This is a genomic window from Parvibacter caecicola, assembly GCF_003725335.1.
Taxonomy (GTDB): domain Bacteria; phylum Actinomycetota; class Coriobacteriia; order Coriobacteriales; family Eggerthellaceae; genus Parvibacter; species Parvibacter caecicola.
On record NZ_QIBY01000002.1, the window covers coordinates 147,518 to 166,889 of the forward strand.

Annotated in this window: 10 protein-coding genes; 2 read left to right on the forward strand and 8 right to left on the reverse strand. The window is 62.4% G+C overall.

The window, feature by feature from the left end; all coding sequences use genetic code 11:
* Positions 1-85 precede the first annotated feature (85 nt).
* The 7 genes from DMP11_RS02680 to DMP11_RS02710 all read right to left on the reverse strand — a co-directional run bounded on the left by DMP11_RS02680 (position 86) and on the right by DMP11_RS02710 (position 14,548).
* Positions 86-1,696, reverse strand: a complete 1,611-nt coding sequence (locus tag DMP11_RS02680) for a lipopolysaccharide biosynthesis protein (protein ID WP_211329061.1) — start codon at positions 1,694-1,696, stop codon at positions 86-88.
* 203 nt (positions 1,697-1,899) lie between these two features.
* Entirely contained in the window at positions 1,900-2,787 is an 888-nt protein-coding gene (locus DMP11_RS02685; protein ID WP_123184959.1) for a methionyl aminopeptidase, read from the reverse strand.
* A gap of 66 nt (positions 2,788-2,853) precedes the next feature.
* Positions 2,854-5,010, reverse strand: coding sequence for a YhgE/Pip domain-containing protein (locus DMP11_RS02690; protein WP_123184960.1), 2,157 nt, complete (start codon positions 5,008-5,010; stop codon positions 2,854-2,856).
* Positions 5,010-7,706, reverse strand: coding sequence for a YhgE/Pip domain-containing protein (locus tag DMP11_RS02695; RefSeq protein WP_123184961.1), 2,697 nt, complete (start codon positions 7,704-7,706; stop codon positions 5,010-5,012). The genes DMP11_RS02690 and DMP11_RS02695 overlap by 1 nt, the downstream gene beginning before the upstream one ends.
* A 71-nt stretch (positions 7,707-7,777) precedes the next feature.
* Positions 7,778-8,974, reverse strand: a complete 1,197-nt coding sequence (locus tag DMP11_RS02700; protein WP_123184962.1) for an ATP-binding response regulator — start codon at positions 8,972-8,974, stop codon at positions 7,778-7,780.
* Positions 8,975-9,166: 192 nt separating this feature from the next.
* Entirely contained in the window at positions 9,167-12,907 is a 3,741-nt protein-coding gene (locus DMP11_RS02705; protein WP_123184963.1) for a phosphoribosylformylglycinamidine synthase, read from the reverse strand.
* A 135-nt stretch (positions 12,908-13,042) separates the two neighbouring features.
* Complete coding sequence (locus DMP11_RS02710) at positions 13,043-14,548, reverse strand: helix-turn-helix transcriptional regulator (RefSeq protein ID WP_123184964.1); 1,506 nt, start codon at positions 14,546-14,548, stop codon at positions 13,043-13,045.
* Between the two features lie 274 nt (positions 14,549-14,822).
* Between DMP11_RS02710 and DMP11_RS02715 the strand changes: the two genes are divergently transcribed.
* A complete protein-coding gene (locus DMP11_RS02715; protein WP_123184965.1) occupies positions 14,823-17,669 on the forward strand; it encodes a molybdopterin-containing oxidoreductase family protein in 2,847 nt (948 codons plus the stop codon).
* A gap of 5 nt (positions 17,670-17,674) precedes the next feature.
* On the forward strand, positions 17,675-18,334 hold the full coding sequence (locus tag DMP11_RS02720; RefSeq protein ID WP_123184966.1) for a 4Fe-4S dicluster domain-containing protein: 660 nt from the start codon (positions 17,675-17,677) through the stop codon (positions 18,332-18,334).
* A gap of 77 nt (positions 18,335-18,411) precedes the next feature.
* Here DMP11_RS02720 and DMP11_RS02725 read toward each other — a convergent pair whose 3' ends face one another.
* Positions 18,412-19,152 (reverse strand): DNA/RNA nuclease SfsA, encoded by a 741-nt coding sequence (locus tag DMP11_RS02725; protein WP_123184967.1) that lies wholly within the window; start codon positions 19,150-19,152, stop codon positions 18,412-18,414.
* Positions 19,153-19,372 lie beyond the last annotated feature (220 nt).

Here is a 19,372-nt window from a genome sequence, read left to right on the forward strand (position 1 = left end):
CAGTTTTCAATGGAAGCATTCTACCCCATGCCCCACGGGCGCTACCCCTGGCCCTGCTTTATAAAGGAATCGTAACAAAGCCGGCCTACTCAAACCCCTCCCGTGCGGCCCGCAGCTGCGCCTCGTGGGCCATGTCCTTGCGAATGCGGAAGTATTCCCACACCAGCAGCACGAACAGCAGCGTCATCACGATGAGATAACCGATGACCGCCCCCGGCAGCCCCGTGAACATCACCAGCAAAATGGGCACGAACAGCGAGAACCCAAAGGTGACCAGGTACAACGTGGTCACGTCTTTCTGGCGCCGCATCACGGTTACCACCTGGTACATGAAATCGATGGCCGCCGTCACGCCGCCGGCCGCCAGCATGATGAACAGAAGGCCGCGGAACTGCTCGAAGTCGATACCGTACAAAAAGCCCATGATGGGAATGCCGATCCAAGCCATCACCAGCACATTCACTGCCGTGATGGCCACGATAACCCCTAGGATGCCAATCATGATGAGGTCGAACTGCCGCCGCTTCGAGGTATCCTGCCATACCCCAGCCATGCGCACCAGAAGCGGCTTGTACACCAGCTGCGAGGTAATGAGGATGCCCTGGGCCGGGAAGTACAGGGCGTTGAAGTACAGCTGGTTGTCGTAGGAAAGGGCGCCCTCCATCACGAACTTCGGCATGTTGTCGATAAGCGCGTAGAGGAACAGCGCCACGAACAACGGCGCCGTGTTCTTGAACAGTTGCCCCACGCTAGCCCAGGAAACCCGCCGCGACTTCGGGGTTTCCAAAAGCGTGAGGGGGTAGGTGACCACCACGAAAGTAGCAGCAGCGGCAATGGCCATGGCGAAGGCCGCCACTACCATGTTTTGGGTTATCACCAGCAGCACGGCAAACACCACCAGCACCAGCACCGATCGCAGCGCCTGGGAAATGCCCGCCAGGTACAGCTTGTCCACCTGCTGCAGTCGCCCCTCGTACACGTCAGCCAAGCCGTCCACCATGCGGTAGAAGAAGATGCCCATAGAAAGGTAGAACATCTCGGTGTCGTAGCCGCGAATGGCGCAGTACAAGCAGCCTACCAGCACCATGGCCACGCAGGTTATCCAGCGGTTCACCTGGTAATCGGCGAAGGAGTGCACCTCGTTCACGTCGGAAATCTGGTAAGTGCGCACGCCGAAATTGGCCACAATCCACAAAAGCGAGCCCACCACGAAGGCCATCGACAGCATGCCGGCGTTCTCCACCCCCACCAGCTGGGTGGCGATCATGGTAAGGATGGGAAACACCATGCCCCAGGCCCCCACGCCGACGGTGTTCCAGATGAAATCCTTGGTGGTGTTGTGGGAAGCGTACTGGGCCTCTTGCTCGGACAGGCCGCCGTCGCCCAAGGCCCCCATCACGCGGTCGAACCACTGGTTGGCCAGACGGGTGATAGGGTTGCCGCGGCGCGGGGCCGCGGGCCGTTGCGGGGCCGTATAGGCCGCCCGCTGGCGGCGGGTTTCCTCGGCAGCAGCCGCCGCTTCCAGCCGCGCCGTTTCCTCGGCCGGCTCTTCCCCGTTCAAAAAGCGCTCGCGGGCCCGCATCTCATCGCGCACGGAAGGCCGCGGCTCGTCGGCCCCACGGGCACCTTCGGGCGAAAACGGCCCCCGCCCCAGCGGTGCCGCCTCCCGGCGATGCACGCCGCGGGCGTTTCTCACACTGGGCCTTTTTCCGTTTTGCGGGTTCTCGTCCACCACGATGCGCGCTTCGCCTTCCCTTTTCAACTTGTACGGGCTCGTAAAAATCCAACTATTCAGTATAGGATTTTGCGCGCGGCTGCGCCCCACCTTTCACCGGGCGGCCACAAACGCTAACCAATTGTTAAGACTATCGGCGCACCGCGGCGGGCAGAATGCGGCCCCTACCAGCTGAGCAACTCGTACCCGTCATCGGTGATCACCAGCTGCACTTCCCACTGGGCGGTGGGCTGGCCGTCGGCGGTGCGCACCGTCCAACCGTTGGGGTCGGTCATGTCTATTTCCTGATCCCCCATGTTGATCATGGGCTCGATGGTGAACATCAGCCCCGGCACCAGTACCGGCCCCGTGCCCGCCTCGGTCACAAAGCTCACAAACGGATCCTCGTGGAATTCCAACCCAATGCCGTGGCCGCCAAATTCCCGCACCACCGTGTAGCCGTGATCGTTGGCGTACTTCTGCACTGCCGCGCCGATGTCGCCCAAATGCCCCCAGGGCTTGATGGCCCGCAGGCCCTCTTCCACCGCCTCTTTGGTCACCATCACCAGGTCTTGCTTCTCCGGGCTCACCTCGCCAATGCAGAACATGCGGGAAGAATCGGAGAAGTAACCGTCTTTGATGGTGGAGCAGTCCACATTGATGATGTCGCCCTCTTTGAGCACCTCGTCTGGCGACGGAATGCCATGGCACACCACCTCATTGGCCGACGTGCACACGCTGTTGGGGAAGCCCTCGTAGTTCAGCGGCGCCGGAATGGCCCCGTGCTCAACGGTGTAATCGTGCACCCACTGGTCGATTTGGGCAGTGGTCACCCCGGGCCCGATGCGCTCGGTCACGTAATCCAGCACCCCGACGTTCACCTCGGCCGATTTCTTCACGCCCTCGATGTCGGCAGCGGTTTTCAGCAAGCCGTGGTCGGGCACCTCTTCGCCGGCCAGGTACAGCTCTTCCAGCCGCTCGTCAAAATCCAGGTGGCACTTCTTGTACTTCTTGCCGCTGCCGCACCAGCACTCGTCGTTGCGGCCGGGCAGGTCGAATCCGTCAAAGCTCATGGGTCCTCTTTCGCTTGTCATGGCGTGCGCGCTTCAAAGTTTACGGGGGAATACTACCGCAAAACCTTACACCAGTTTGGTCTCGTCCAGCTTCTTCAAGATGAAGTTGTTGAAGCGAATGACCGGATGGCGCAGCACCAGCCCCAGCACCAGGCAGGGCACCAGCCACGCCAGCAGCCGCAGCAGGTCCATGGCCAGCTGGTTGCCGTAAATGCCGGCGATGGTGCTTTGGAAGGCGCCCATGGCATAAGTCATGGGCAGCCACGGGTACACCGCTTGGAAGAACGGCGCCGAAAGCTGCACCGGCAAAATGCCCCCGCTGCCGGCCAGCTGGGCCACCAGCGCGATGATGGCGATGGCCTTGCCCACGTTGCCAAACGACACCGTGAGGGTGTACACGATGGCATCGAACACCAGCGCCACCACCAGCCCCGAGAGCAGGTACAGCCAGAAATGCTGCACCGCAACGCCCAAAAAGAACGCGTTGCCCATACACACGATGAGCGCCTGCAAGGCCCCCATCAGCCAAAACACCCCGAACCGCCCCAGGAAGGTTTGGTTGGCGGTGGGACGGCGCAGGCGCGAGAGCACCTGGGCGTTGGGTTGCACCTGGGTGAGCACCACCATGAACAGCGCCCCGATCCATAGCGACAGCGACGTGTAAAACGGCGACATAGCGGTGCCGTTGTTGGCCATGGGGTACACCGCATGGCGCACCAGCTGGGTGGGGGCCGAAAGGAAATCGGCGATGCGGGCCGGATCGTCCCCCAAAAGGGCGCGCACCTTCTCCATGTCGCCCGAGGCCAGCGCCGCGGACAGCTGGTCGCGGGAAGAGGCCATGCTCTGGGCGGAAGCCTCCAGCTTGTCGGCCGTGGACGAGAGCGCCTTTTGCACCGCCCCCAGGTTCTCCGAAAGGGAAGACGAAGCGTCCGCCAGGCTGCCGGCCGTGGCGTCTATCTGGCCCGCCAGCTTCTCGGACGTGTTCCGGGCGCGGGCAAGGGTGTCGGTGAGACGGGCAAGGCTCTCCGCCAGCTGGCTGCTGTAAGAGCTATGGGCCTCGTCCAGGCTGGCCTTGGCAGCATCCAGGCTGGCCTGCACCTTTTGCCGTTGCTCCTGGGAAGCGCCCTTTTGCTGCTGCAGGGCCTGGGCCGCCTCGCGCACATCGGCCGCCAGCGCCTCTAGCGCCGCCTGGGCGCCCTCCAGCCGCCCGACAACCGCACCGCCCGGGTCGGCGGCGGCAACGGCGTCCCGCAGTTTTTGGTACACGGCCCCCAGGCTGTCCAGGTCGGCGGCCGCGGCATCAAGGGTGGCGGCGCCGTCGCTGGCCGCCGTTCCCGTGGCATTCAGGGCCGCATCCACCTTCCCGTCCAACCCTTCGAAAGCGGCGGAAGCGGAAGAAAAGGCCTCATCCGCCAGCTTCTCTGCGCTTTCCAACGCCTCGGTGCCGCTGGAAAGCGCCCCCTGCGCCTCGTCCAAGAGCGGCGCAACATGGGTAGTGGTGGAACCCAGCGACTTCAAAATCTGCGATGAAGTGTCCGCCAGCGCCGCCGTGGAGCCGGAAAGGCCGGCGAAAGTGCGCGCCTCTCGGGCAGCGCTGTTCAACTGGTCGGTCACCTGCCCCAACTGGGCCACCAGGGCGCTTCCGTAGCTTTCAATGCCGTCCCCAGTGAGAAACGACGACAGATCGTTGGTCATCCCCAACGCCACCGTGCTCACTGTTTCCGTGAATGCCTGGTCGATGCCGGTTTCCAGCGCCGTGGCGCCGGCGCTGGTGACGCGGGGGGCGATGGCGTTTTCCCTCTGGTTGGTGTAGTACTGGATGTCCGCCGTTTTGGTTTCGCGGGAGAGCACCGTCATCAAATCGGCCGAGAAGCTTTCCGGAATAACGATAGCCGCGTAGCACTGGCCGGATTTCAGCTGGTCGAGCGCCTCATCCTCGTCCATGAACTCCCAGTCGAACTTGTCGTTGGCCCGAAGCTGCGAAACCACCGTGTCGCCCACGTTTATCTTCATGGGCAGCAGAGTGCTCTGATAGCCGGCGTCGTTGTTGGCCACCGCCACCTTTATGTTGCCGGTGTTGCCGTAAGGGTCCCAAAAACCGGCCGTGGTGAACCACGCGTACAGCGGCGGCACCAGCACCAGCCCCACCGTTACGATGAGGGCGATGGCGTTCTTCCCCAGCGCCCGCACGTCCATCGAAAACAGCTTGAACACGTTTTTCATCAGCGCTCTCCCCCTTCCCCGCCGTCGGGCGGCGTGCTCTGGCCGCCCGCCGCAGGAGCATCCGGGGCCTTAGCCGCAGGCGCAGCGGCGCCTGTCCCCGCCGCCGCTTCCGCGGTCGCCCGTAGCGCTCCTGTGCCCCCCACTGCCGCCGGCACCGCTTCCCGCACCGCGCTCACCAGGGCATCGCCGGAAAGCCCGGCCACCTTCTCCCGGTTGCGCAGGCTCTCGTCCAGGTAATCCACCACAATCAGGTAAACGTCCACCGCGATGATGCCGCACACCATGGCCACCATCAGCACCACCTTGGTTTCGATGTTGGCCCGCAGCAGCACCATGATGGCGAAAGTAACCAGCGGCTGTAAAAAGATGAGCACCCAGGCCGCCCGCTTCAGCCACGGGTAGGCACGGCGAAACGCCGCGGCCCGCTGTTTTAGCGCCGTGCGGTAGCTGGGCATGTCCAGCAGCGCCTGCATCATGGCGCGCATCCGGAAGCGAGGGCGCTCGGAGGCCCCTTCCGCTTGTTCGCACACGTACAAGTTGGTGGCGGCCAGCTTGCCGTCGAACAGGATGTTCAGGTTGAAGGCATAACGCCCCAGCACCAACCCGATGAACAGCCCCAGCGGCACGAACAGCAGAAGAATCAGAAGGTCGGTCACGTAAGCGCTGCCGTACAGGCCGCCGATGGCCTGGCGCATGGCGTCGATAGAGTAGGTGAAGGGCAGCCACGGGTGAATGGCTTGGAAGAAGCTGGGCATCATCTCCACCGGGAACATGCCCGACGAGCCGGGAATTTGCATGATGAGCAGAATCACCGCAATGGCCTTCCCCACGTGCTTCATGGCATAGGCCAGCGCGTACATGAGGTTCACGTCCACCAGCACCGTTAGCACCCCCGCCAGCACGAACAGCGCCGGTTGGTCGCACTGGATGCCCAGGGCCAAATCGCCGCAGCAGCAGATGAGCCCCTGTAAAAGCGCCAGCACCATAAAGGTGAGCCAGCGGCCGAAATAGGCCTGGGTGATGGTGAGCGGCGGCAGGCCCGTGGGGTCTACCCGCAGCCGCACCATGGCCATGAGGATGAAGCCGGCCACCCACAGCGCCAGGTTCGTGAAAAACGGCGCCACACCGGAGCCGTAATTGGCCACGGGGAACACCGGAATGGTTTTCAGCGCCACCGGCGAGGCCAGGAAATCCCCCACCGACGAATCGTCCGCCCCCAGAAATTCCTCCAGTTCCTTCACCGATTGCGAGCTGGACAGGGACTTCATGTCGGTGAGCGACCGCTCCAACTGCCCTTGCGCCTGGGTGAGGGAATCGCCGGCGCTGGCAGTGGCGCTGCGGGCCTGGGCCAGGGTGTCCCCCATTTGTCCGAGGGTGATTTTCGCCTGGTCCAGTGCCGGCGAGAGCGCCACGGTAACGCCGCGCAAGGTGCCCAGCGCCTCCGAGAACTGCCCCAGGCTGCCCTCCAGCTGCGGCACCACCGTGCCCTGCAGCTTCTCCACTGCCGCTTGCAGTTGGCCGGACGCCTGCGCCACCGCGTCGTCTGCCGCCGTCGCCGCAGCGCCGCCGGCGCTTACCGCGTCAGCCAGGCCATCGCTCAAGGCGCTCAGCTTGTCCACCGTGGCGGACAGGTTCTCATTGGCGGTTTTCAAGCTGCTTATCATCGAGGCCACATCAGCGTTGGCCTCCCCGTAGGGGGCCAGGGCGGAAATCAGCTGATCGTTGGTCTGCGCCAGGCCCTTCGCCTGGGCCAGGGCCCCGTCCACTCCCCCTTTGGCCTGCTGCAGCTGGGTTGTGGCCTGGGCCACCGCCGCCGCTGTGCCCAGCGACACTTGCCGCAGCGCCGCAAGCCCCGTGGAAAGCCGCTCCGAGGCCTCGCTGCTGTAGCGGGCCAGATCTTCGCGGATGGTGGCGATTTGGGCCTGCGCGTCGTCCAAGTCCTTCGTCACCGCCGGCAGTTCGCCCTCCACCGTGGAAAACGCCTCCTGGGCGGCCCGCACCGCTTCCTCCCCCTTGTCGAGGGTAGGCTTGAGCCCTTCGATGGTTTCATTGGTGGTGGCAATGGAGTCGCGCGTCTCTTCCAAATCGCGGGAAAGGCCGGTTTCGGCCCCGGTGGCCTTCTGCTGCACCGAGGCGCCCACCTTCTGCATCGTTCCCATCACCACGTCGGTCACCGTGGAGATGAAGCTGTGGTTCACCTTGCTCTCCAGCGCCGTGGCGCCGGCATCGGTTATCTTCGGGGCCGCCCCCGACAGCTTCTCGTTCACGTAGTATTCCAGCTCGGGCTTGGTGAACGTGCCGGTGGCGATGGAGGCGAAGTCGGCACTGAAGTTTTTGGGGATGACGATGCAAGCGTAGTATTCCCCCGACTCCACCCGCTGTATTCCCTCTTGCTCATCCACGAACTGCCAGCCCAGCTGATGGTCGTCCTTCAGCTGGGCCACCACTTCCTCGCCGATGGCCAAATGCCCCGCCTCGGCCGAATCGGCCCCTTCGTCCAGGTTAACCACCCCCACCTTAATGGCCTCGGTGTTCTGGTAAGGGTCCCACTGGGCCTCGATGGTGTACCAGGCGTACAACGAGGGCATGATGCACACCCCCAGCACAATCACCAGCGCTATGGGGTTGCGCAGCAGCCGCTTCATGTCGCGGGCGAACACGGCGAACACGTTGTGTATGTTCTCACGGAGTTTCATGGCTCGATGATAGCCATGGCGAATCGGTGCGAACGGCCGCTGGCCGCAGGCGATACCGAATTGTGGCCGGCCTAGCGGGCCACGTGCTGGGCCAATGTGGAAATCAGCTGATGGCTGCTGAAGGGCTTGGCCACGTAGGCGTTCACGCCATGGGAGAGGGCGCGGGCGCAGTCCTCCTCGAAGTTGTCGGCGGAAACGGCGATCACCGGCAGCGTGGCCGCGTCTTCCCGCGCCGAATCCCGGATGGCCCGGGCCACCGCAATGCCGTCCAGATGCGGCATATGCATGTCCAGAAGCACCGCGTCGAAACCGTGCGGGTCGGCCGCCAGCACCTTTTCCAGCGCTTCCCGCCCGTCGGCCGCCTCGGTGATACGCACGCCGTATTGCCCCAGCAACTCCCGCAGCAGCTCGCGCGAAAGACCATCGTCATCAGCCACCAGCACATGGCAACCGGCCACCGGCGGCGTACAAGTCTCTGATTCGTCCGCCGTCAAGGCCATCTCAACAACGTCGCCGGCAACCGCGGCCTGACACCCCGCTGACAGCTGCAACGGCAACCGCACAGTGACCGTGGTGCCCTCCCCCACCCGACTGTCTACAGCGATAGCTCCGTCCATCAACTCCACCAGGCCCTTGGCTATCACCATTCCAAGGCCGGTACCCTCCTCCGAATGCGTAGTGGGCAGCGTCTCCCGCGAAAACGGCTCGAACAGCACTTCCATGAACTCAGGGGACATTCCGCAACCAGTGTCGGCCACCTCAAAGACAAACCACGAACGCTCGACACCCTCGAATGCCTCTTCCCGCACTGTCAAAACCACCGCGCCACCAGGAGGAGTGAACTTCACCGCGTTGCTCACCAGGTTCTGCAGTACCTGCCGCAGCCGAATGCCATCACCCACTACCTTGTCATGATCAACGCCAGTTAAGTCGACCTGAAAATCCAGCGCCTTTTCGGCAGCCTGCACCTGCACGATGTCACATGCCCACGCCGCCGTCGCCCTCAGACTGAGGGGCTGATGGGCCATGGATACCTTGCCGCTTTCAAGCCGTCCCTGGTCAAGGATGTCATTAATAAGCGCCGTCATGTGCTGACCGGAGTCAAGAATTTTCTGCAAGCAATCCTGCACCTTTGCAGGGTCGTCCAAATGATCGAGGGCGATTCTCGTGAACCCGGTGATGGAATTCATCGGAGTGCGCAGGTCATGACTCAAGCGCGCCAAATCCGCGCTTGATCCCTCACCGTTTCCATGGAGCCCTGCGCCCATAGTCCTCTCTCCCTCGCATCGCAGCTGCGAACATTTCCAAAAGTTCACGGGAAGTTGACAGCGGAGTTACAGCCCAATGGTAGCACATCTGCGACGGTTTTGTGGATTAATTTACTTATATTTGGTTATTCGGGTCATCATAAACGAAAGCCGCCCCAAACAGGGCGGCTTTCAGCTGCGAAAACGATGGATTTAGGCGAAGTAGGCCACGCCGCCCTCGAAGATGGGCTGGTACATGGCGCCGGGCACGTTCTTGTACAGCCCGGACCCGCTGCGCTCGGAATGGCCCATCTTGCCCAGCACGCGCCCGTCAGGGCTGGTGATGCCCTCGATGGCCAACAGGCTGCCGTTGGGGTTCACCGCAAGGTCCATCGATGGCACGCCGACGGCATCCACGTACTGGGTGGCCACCTGGCCGTTTTCCACCAGTTGGGCCAGCAGCCCTTCCGGCGCCACAAAGCGGCCCTCGCCGTGGGAAATGGCCACCGTGGTAACCTCCCCCACCGCCATCTGGCTGAACCAAGGGGAAAGGTTAGAGGCTACGCGGGTGTTCACCAAACGGCTCTGATGGCGGCCGATCTCGTTGAAAGTGAGGGTGGCGCACTGGGCGTCCATGGGGCGAATGTCACCGTAGGGCACCAGCCCCAGCTTCACCAGCGCCTGGAAGCCGTTGCAGATACCCAGCATCAGGCCGTCCCGTTGCTGCAGCAGGCGGCGCACCGCCTCGGTCACCTGTGGGGCGCGGAAAAAGGCGGTGATGAACTTGGCGGAGCCGTCCGGCTCGTCGCCGCCGGAGAAACCGCCGGGAATCATCACAATCTGGGACTTGTCGATGGCAGCGGCCAGTTGTTGCACGCTTTCGGCCACCGCCTCCGGCGAAAGGTTGTTCACGATGAGGGTTTCCGCCACCGCGCCGGCCCGCTGGAACGCGGTCGCAGTGTCGAACTCGCAATTGTTGCCGGGGAACACCGGGATGATCACCCGCGGCTTGCCGGCATCGGCCCCCAGCAACGCCGGGCCGTGGTAGGCGGCGCCCACTCCCTTGTCGTAGGTGATTCGGGGCACCTCAGCCACCGGCGCGTCGGGGGCGGTGCGGTACGGGAACACCCCCTCCATGGCACCTTCCCACACTTCCTGCAGGCGGGCCAGGTCAATCATTTCGCCGGCCGCCTCCAGCTGATAGGCCTCGGTGGTTTCGCCCAGAACGCAGCAGGCCAGCACGTCGTCGCCGGCAGGCAGCTGGGCGCCGTCGGCCAGTTCCACCACAAACGAGCCGTAAGCCGGGGCGAACAGGGCGTCCGCCGTCAGTACCGGGTGCAGCTTCACGCCAATACCGTTGCCCACGCACATCTTGAACAGGGCCTCAGCCGCACCGCCGTAGCCCACGGTGGAAACCGCCAGCGCCGCGCCGGTGCCAATGAGCTCTTCCACCGTGTCCAGCGCCTCGGTGATGGCCGCTTTCCGGGGCAGGATGCCGTCGTCGGTGCGGGGCACGATGAAGGCCACCTGGTGCCCGGCCCCCTTGAATTCCGGCGACGTGACGCGGCTCACCGGCCCCACCGCCGTAGCGAATGACACCAGCGTGGGCGGCACGTCCAACTGCTCGAAAGAGCCGGACATGGAGTCTTTGCCGCCGATGGCGCCCACTTCCAAATCCAACTGGGCCATGAGCGCCCCCAGCACCGCCGCCACCGGCTTGCCCCAACGCAGCGGTTCCTGGCGCAGCTTTTCGAAGTACTCCTGGAAAGTGAGGTACATGTTACGGCGCTCGAAACCGCTGGCCACCAGCTTGGCCACCGATTCCACCACCGCAATGTAGGCGCCCAGGTAGGGGTCCGCCTCGGAAAGGTAGGGATTGAAGCCCCAGGCCATGCCGGAGCAAGTGGTGGTTTCCCCATCCACCGGGAACTTCGCCGCCATGGCCAGCGCCGGAGTGAGCTGGCGCTGGCCGCCGAAGGGCATCAGCACCGTGGCGGCGCCGATGGTGGAGTCGAAGCGCTCGGAAAGCCCCTTGTTGGAGGCCACGTTGATATCGGAGAGCAGCGCCTCCATGCGCGCTTCCAGGCTTTCCCCCTCCCAGCTGCGCTGGTAGGGAACCCCCGGCTGAATTTCAACGGACGCGTGCTTGGCGGCGCCGTTGGAGGCCAGGAACTCGCGGCTCACGTCCACGATGTCCACGCCGTTCCAGCTCATACGCACCCGCGGCTCGGCGGTCACGGTGGCAATGGGGGTGGCTTCCAGGTTCTCCTCGTGGGCCAGGGCGATGAAGGCGTCCACGTCCTTGGCAGCCAACGCCACCGCCATGCGCTCCTGGCTCTCGGAAATGGCCAGTTCGGTGCCGTCCAGGCCCTCGTACTTCTTGGGCACGGCGTTCAGGTTGATGGCCAGGCCGTCGGCCAACTCCCCTACCGCCACCGACACGCCGCCGGCGCCAAAGTCGTTGCAGCGCTTGATCATGCGGCAGGCGTCCCCGCGGCGGAACAGCCGCTGGATCTTGCGCTCCACCGGCGCGTTGCCCTTCTGCACCTCGGCGCCGCAGGTTTCGATGGAGCTCAAAGAGTGGGCTTTGGAAGAACCGGTGGCGCCGCCGATGCCGTCACGGCCGGTGCGGCCGCCCAGCAGCACCACCACGTCCCCGGACGCGGGGGTTTCGCGCCGCACGTGATCGGCCGGGGTGGCGCCCACCACGGCGCCGATCTCCATGCGCTTGGCGGCATAGCCAGGGTGGTACAGCTCGTGCACCTGGCCGGTGGCCAGGCCAATCTGATTGCCGTAGGAAGAATAGCCGGCCGCCGCCGTGGTAACCAGCTTGCGCTGGGGCAGCTTGCCCGGCAGAGTGTCCGCTACCGGCACCGTGGGGTCGGCAGCACCGGTGACGCGCATGGCCTGGTAAACGTAGCTGCGGCCGGAAAGCGGGTCGCGGATGGCGCCGCCCACGCAGGTGGCCGCGCCGCCGAAGGGCTCGATTTCAGTGGGATGGTTGTGGGTTTCGTTCTTGAACAGGTACAGCCAGTCTTGGTCTTCGCCGTTCACGTCCACCGTGCACTTAACCGTGCAGGCGTTGATTTCCTCCGACTCGTCCAGGCCGGTGAGGATGCCCTGGGCCTTCAGCCAACGGGCGCCGATGGTGCCCATGTCCATCAGGCACAGCGGCTTCTCGTCGCGCCCCAGCTCGTGGCGCAGCCCCAGGTACTTGTCGAAGGCCAGCTGCACCCGCGGGTCCTCGATGTGCACCTCATCTAGCACTGTGCCGAAGGTGGTGTGACGGCAGTGGTCCGACCAATAAGTGTCTATCATCTTGATTTCGGTGATGGTGGGGTTGCGCCCCTCCTTCGCGAAGTAATCCTGGCAGCAGCGGATATCGGCCAGGTCCATGGCCAGCCCGCGGTTGGCGATGAACTGCGCAAGCCCTGCCTCGTCCAGCTGCAAAAAGCCCTCCAGCACCTCCACCATGGGCGGCTCGGGGAACTCCATGGCCAGCGTGAGGCACTCGTCCAGCGAGGCCTCGCGCGCTTCCACCGGGTTGATCACGTAGGCCTTCACCTTCGCCACATCATCGGCCGAAAGCTCCCCTTCCAAGATGTACACCTTGGCGGAGCGCACCAGCGGCCGCTCCCCTTGGGAGAGCAGCTGCACGCACTCGCTGGCAGATTCCGCACGCTGGTCGAACTGGCCCGGCAAAAATTCCACGGCGAACACCGCGCCGTCCGTTTCCGGAAGCTGATAGGTCACGTTGTCGGATTGCGGCTCGCTGAACACGGTGGGCACCGTTTGCGCGAACAGCTCATCGCTGATGCCTTCCACATCGTAGCGGTTCAGCAGGCGCACGTTTTCCAAGCGCTCCAGTTCCAGCAGCGTCTTCAGCTCGGAGGTGAGCTGCTGCGCCTCAACGTCGAACCCGGGCTTTTTCTCAACATAAACGCGTGAAACCATAGCTCCCTTAAGCCTCCGTTTTGGTCGAAGAAAAATACATGCCCCCATGATAAAGGTTGCAAGCGCACCAAGGGCCCTCAAACCCCACCCAACAGGAAAATGACGGGGGCAAGCGAACGGGCTCCGAACTACCGCCTATTCCGAATCGCGCCCTTCGATGAGATCCAGCAGTTCTTGCTGCGAATGGATGCCCATCTTCTGATAAATGTGCTTGCGGTGGGTAGTCACCGTGTTGTAGGAGATGAACAACGTGTCCTGGATATACCCGGCATTTCGTCCGCGAGCCAGTAGCATCATTATTTCTAGCTCGCGCTTAGATAGGCCATAGCGCTCGGCAAGAGTGCGGCACTGCTGGCGAAATCGATCTTTACGCCGAGAGGGAAACAACCGCGAAAGCTCCTCCACATCGCCTTCGGTGAAAACGGAGAGATAGCAAAAAGACAAGGTCAACACCGCTACCAGACCAACCACGTGAACCAGCTCGTTCGATGTCACAACCGAAGGGAAGCAGCATCGGGCCAGAAGAAAGCCGAGCAAAAGGCCCACCGCGCTAAACGCCCGTATGCGGGCCAAAGCCCCTACGGCATCGCGAGAACTTGCCGAGGCAAACACAATGGAAATCACCCATAGGACCATAGCCACAAGCAAGCTTGCGCTCATGGTGAGGGCGTATGGCACAACCATCGCTTCGGCGGTTTGGGTAAGCGGCAAAAGAATAATGCCCGATATGGAGATAAAGAAAATGAGCCGATAGGCTTTAGAGAAGTTGAATCGCCGCGGAATAAAGGCAACTCCGACAATGGTGACTATAGTCACCACGGCCACAAGCAGCGCGCCAACAATCTGCGTGCGAAGGAACAACTCGTTTCCGGCAGCGTTCATCCCCGATTGAATATAAACGCCGCGCACAAATTCCATCACACAGCTCCATACGGCAATCACCGCAATAAACCGCCAATAAAGATTTTGGCTAGCTATCTCGTCCGCCACTTTCGCGATGGCAGCTGCATCCTCTTCGGAGCCGTGCGCCGCGCTCGCAACTCTTTTTTTGGACAGCACAAGGCACACTCCCGGCACCGCTGCAACAACCGCCACGCACACCAAAGCGCGAAGCCCGTAGAGGGGAGAAAAGGCTGCGAACAAAACCCCAGCGAAGCAAAACGAAATGCAAGAACTCATAAGGACGGCACGCAGCGAGGCGGCGCAGAACAGCAGCCCGTAGAGCAGGAACAGCAGCGCCGATGTCCCTCCCGCCACGATGCCTCCCGCAACGAACAGGGGAACCACTGCCCCTTGCTGCGTAGCCGCCACTCCCAGCAAAACGGTACCCAAGGGGAGCAGCACCGCCGCAAATGCGCCCACGTAGCGATGCCCCGCCAATGATGAAACCTGACGAGAAAGCCGAGTTGAAACGGCAAACGTGCATATTTGCGCCAAAGCCACAAGGCAGTAGGAAACGTCCAGGGCGGGCTCGGGTCCGAAATTCGGCGACAAGTAGGGCGTCAGGCTGAATAACATCATGAACTGCCACGCCGCCAGCGACCCCAGCCCAACGGTTCGCAGCGTATCGGACAACGCAATTTTGCGTAGCGGGACGGCTGGCTGCCGACCTTGCCTGTCGAGTTTTCCCTTTTTCCTCACCCGGGCACCCCCTCCTGCCTTCTGTGAGTATACCCCTCAACTATTCAAGTGTTTCAAATTGAAACAACGCAAAACTCTAGATGAGACCCTTGTTAGCAAAAATCACCCTCTGGAGGGTATGCCTTCGCACGCTCCTTTAGCAAAACACCCTTGCCCGTGGGATATCGCTGGAACAGAAAGCCCTTGCCCAAGGTGATTACGCCGCCCAACTCAATGGAGCACCATAGCCGCAGTGGTTTTAATCGAAGCCACAAGAGAGAACAGGAGGAGGAAAATGGGGATTACCATTACGCGGCGAACATTTATGAAGGTCGCTGCCGCCACCGGAGCTGCCGCTGCGCTTTCCAGCACTTCGGCCATGACGGCCCTCGCCGCCACCGAAGAGCCGCAGGGCGCTGATGTAAAGCGCGTCCGCACCTGCTGCCGCGGATGCGGCAAAATGGAGTGCGGCGTGTGGGTGACCGTGGCCAACGGGCGCGCCGTGAAAATCGAGGGCGACGAAAGCGCCTTCCAATCGCAGGGCAACTGCTGCACCAAGTCTCAGGCATCGCTTCAGGCCTGCTACCACCCCTCAAGGCTCTACCATCCCATGAAGCGCACCAACGAGAAGGGCGAGGGCGATCCCGGTTGGGTGCGCATCACCTGGGACGAGGCCTACCAGATTATGCACGAGAAGTTCACCGAGCTTGCAAACAAATACGATGGCTCGTCCATGTTCGGCATGGGCGGCACCAGCCGCATTTGGTCCATGGCCCCCTATGGGGCACTCGGCACCGCGATGGGCGGCTCCAACAACAAGTACACCCCCAACCAAGTATGCAAGGGACCGCGTTGGTACGCTACCGGCATGGTCTCTTCGAACGCCTTCAGCTTCATGGCAACGGTGGATCGCCCTCGCGTGTATGTTCAATGGGGCGGCTCGGGCGAGCTTTCCAACTACGATGACTCCTGCCGCACCGTAGTCGACTGCGCCAGCACCGCCGACACCTACATCTCGGTAGACCCGCGCAAAACCAACGTAGGGCATGAGGCTGACATCTGGAACAACGTCTTCCCCGGAACCGATGCAGTATTGGCGCTGTCTTGGGCAAGCGTCATCATCGAGAACGACTTGTACGATCCCATTTATGTCAAAAAATGGATGGATGCGCCCTTCTTGGTTTGCCAGGATATCGAACCCTCTGGTTGGACATTGCCCGGTCGCAGTTCCTACGACATCAAGACCCGCCTGCTGAAGGAAAGCGATGTGCAGGAAGGCGGCAGCCCCCAGCGCTTCATGGTATGGGACTCCATCGGCAACCGCCTTACTTACTTCGATTCCGAGACGGGCCTCTGGGAAGGCGAAACATGGACGCCCACCACTGAAGGACGCGAGGCCCAGCAGCAGCTGCCTCCTGGCGTTGCCCAAGGCTTCGTTCCGGAAGTATCCGGATTCACGGTCGAAGACGGATTCGCGACAGAAATCGATCCGGCCATCTTCGGCGAATTTGAAGTAACCCTGAAAGACGGCCGGACCTCCACCGTCCGCCCCGTCTGGGAATACTACCGGGAAGTGTGCGCCGAATATGCCCCCGAGAAGGCCACCGAGATCTGCGGCGTTGCACCCGAGAAGATCGAGGCGGCGGCCAAGGCCTACGCTACCCGCGTGGACCCTTCCACCGGTTACGGCAACGGCGGCATCCAGTACATGCTGGCCGTCGAGCACGCCGGCAACTGCGTGCAGAACTGCCGCACCATCGACGCGCTTACCGCCATCACTGGCAACTACGACACCCCCGCAGGCATGCGCGGCCCCACCACCTTCAACTTCGACGGAGAGTTGGTAGGCGGCATGCCCGATGTGTTTGGAGCTGGCCCCCGCTCTGACCTGCCGCAAATCGGCAAGGGTAAATTCCCCCTGTACGACACCTATGCGCCCCAATGGTCAGACGCCGAGACCCTTATGGAAGCGGCCCACACCGGCGAGCCCTACCCTATCGTAGGCGGATTCTGCATGTCCGGCGACTTCATGTCGATGGGCAACTCTCTGTACAACTGGGAAGCGCTGAAGGGCTTCGACTTCTGGGTGGTGGCCGACCTTTGGCTCACCCCCACCGCCGGTGCCGCCGACATCGTACTGCCGGTATGGCACTGGCTCGAAGTGAACTCACCACGCAAGAGCCAAGGATCGTCTGGTGCCGCCGGAGCAACCTGCCGTGCAGTTGAGCCCCCTGCCGACTGCCGTTGGGATCCGGTCATCACCATCGGACTGTTCAAGGTGCAGGGCATTCCCTGGTCCCCCGGCGAAGGAGACGAGCAGTGGCCCGACTGGGAAGGCGTATGCGATTCTGTGCTGCGCGGCACCGGCAAGACTTGGGCCCAATTCGCCGAAGACTTCCAAAGAGATGGCTGGATTGACTGCAAGAAGGAAAATCCAGAGGACTGGGGCATGTACCGGCGCTACCAGACCGGTGCCCTCAATAGCGGCAAACCGGGCTACCCTACCCCTTCCGGAAAGCACGAGCTATGGTCGCTGGTCATGGAGAGCACCTACGAAGACGGCCGTTATAATCTTCCCACCTTCATCGATCCACCCCAGAGCATCCGCAGCAAGCCCGAGCTGTACAACGACTATCCCTACACCATGACCACCGGACGCCGCATTCCCGTGTATTTCCATAGCGAGCATCGTCAGCTGCCTTGGTGCCGTGAGCACTGGACCTGTCCCCGCGTTGAAATCAACCCCAACATGGCCAAGCGCCTCGGCATCGAACAGGGCGATTGGTGCTGGATTGAAAGTCCCTCGGGGAAGATTCGCCAAGTGGCCGACCTCTATTACGGCATCCAAGACGGCGTGATCAACTGCGAGCATCAGTGGTGGCTGCCCGAGATCAATGCCGCCGGACGCGGTTTCGAGCTGGTGGGCATCAACTGCCTGGTAGATCGTACCGCCCAAGACCCCTGTGTGGGCACCTCCAACCTTCGCGCCTATCCCGTGAACATCTATAAGGCAACGCCGGAGAATTGCCCGAACGGCAATGTAATACCCATTGGCTACGATGGCCAGGAAATGATACACGACTCCTCCGATCCGCGCTTGAAAGAGTGGCTGCCCGATTACGAAATCCGGAAGGAGGCCTAAGAGCCATGACCCAATATGCCATCATCACCGACCTTAACCGTTGCGTGGGCTGCCTCGCGTGCAGCGTGGCCTGCAAAGTGGTTAACAACGTACCCATTGGAAGCTACTGGAACAAGGTGCTACGCATCGGCCCCAACCCCACCGCCGGCGGCAGCGGCGATTATCCAGATGTTGATTTGTACTTCTTGCCCGTAGGGTGCCAGCATTGCGAAGATCCCGAATGCGTAAAAGTCTGCCCCACCGAGGCCTCTCACAAAACCGCAGACGGCACCATCCAGGTGGACAAAGAGAAGTGTATCGGCTGCCAGTTCTGCGCCATGGCCTGCCCCTATGGCGTGCGCTACCTGAACGAAGAGGAAGGCGTTGTGGAGAAGTGCACTCTCTGCGAGCAGCAAACAGCCCAAGGGGAACTGCCCCAATGCGTAGCGCAGTGCGGCGGCCGAGCACGCTTCTTCGGGGACTTGGAAGCCGGCATCGATTCTTTCGTGGGACCCGCGCCTACTGGCAATTCGGCGGCTTCCTATGATGAGGCCCACGGAGCACGCATAACTATTCGCGATGCGTGCAACCAGTTCAGCGATTCGGACGTACACGCATTGCCCAACGCCGGAAACAACCCCTCTTTCCGCTACATCTTGCGGGAAATGACCTGGCAAAGCGCTTAAGGGTATTTGGGCGTCCCGCAAAAGCGGCCGGCAAATGCAAAGCTGCCGGCCGCTTTGCATTTGCCTTAGCCATATTGCTACCAATCCTCCAGCGGGAAGAACTCCCTCAGCGCCACGCCGTGCTGGTCGATGGAGAAGTTGGCCTGCACCAGCTCCACCCCGGCCTTCTCGCAGGCGCGCACGGTGGAGCGCACCTCATCGTAGGTGGTGCCATGGTAGAACTGGAAGCCGAAGTTCTCGTAGTAGAGGCAGTAGAGAATCACCGCCCGCTCGTGGTCTTGAAGCGATGAAGCCAGTTCGCGCAGGTGGCGCATGGCCCGCTCAGTGGAGGAGAACGGCGCTTCCGGCAAGCGGGGCACGTAGGCAGGGATGTCCGTCTGGATTTGCACCATGGGGGTCTTCACCTCCAGGTATACCTCGTCGTTTACCAGGAAGTCCAGCTTGGAGTCGCCCAGCACCACCTCGCGGCGCACCTCGGCCACGGGCCCCAGCAGCTTGTTGAAAGCACCGATGCGCAGGAAGTGCTCCACGTAGCGGTTGGAGGCATTTTGGTTGATGCCGATCCAGCGTTTGGCGGCGTCTTCGGGCCGGTCCAGCGAGAAGGCCTCCACCGTGAGCGGCAGCTTGCGCTTGGGGTTATGGCTATCGGACACCAGGCACGGGCGCCCGGCCAAGTCCAGCCCGCCAATGCGCGACACCACCGGGCAGTGACAGCGCACCACTTCCCCGCCGCCGAAATCCACGTCCATGATGAACCGGTTCGGCCGCGCAAGAATAACCCCCTCGCGCAAAGGTTCGGGGAAGAGCAGCTCGTCCATTCGGCCTCCTCGCACCTGGTGTATGCAGTTCATGCATCGTATCCCAGGCAACCCCTTCGCGCTTCTGGGAACCGGCAACATAAGCGCAACCGTCAAAAAGCTTTTAGCTTGACGGAACATGGCAGCCCGACAAGCCCAGCGTGGCGGCATATGGGGCGGAAGCGGGCCCTTTTGTGGAGGGCCACCGGGGACGGTCCACCATGATTGGCCCGCAGACGAG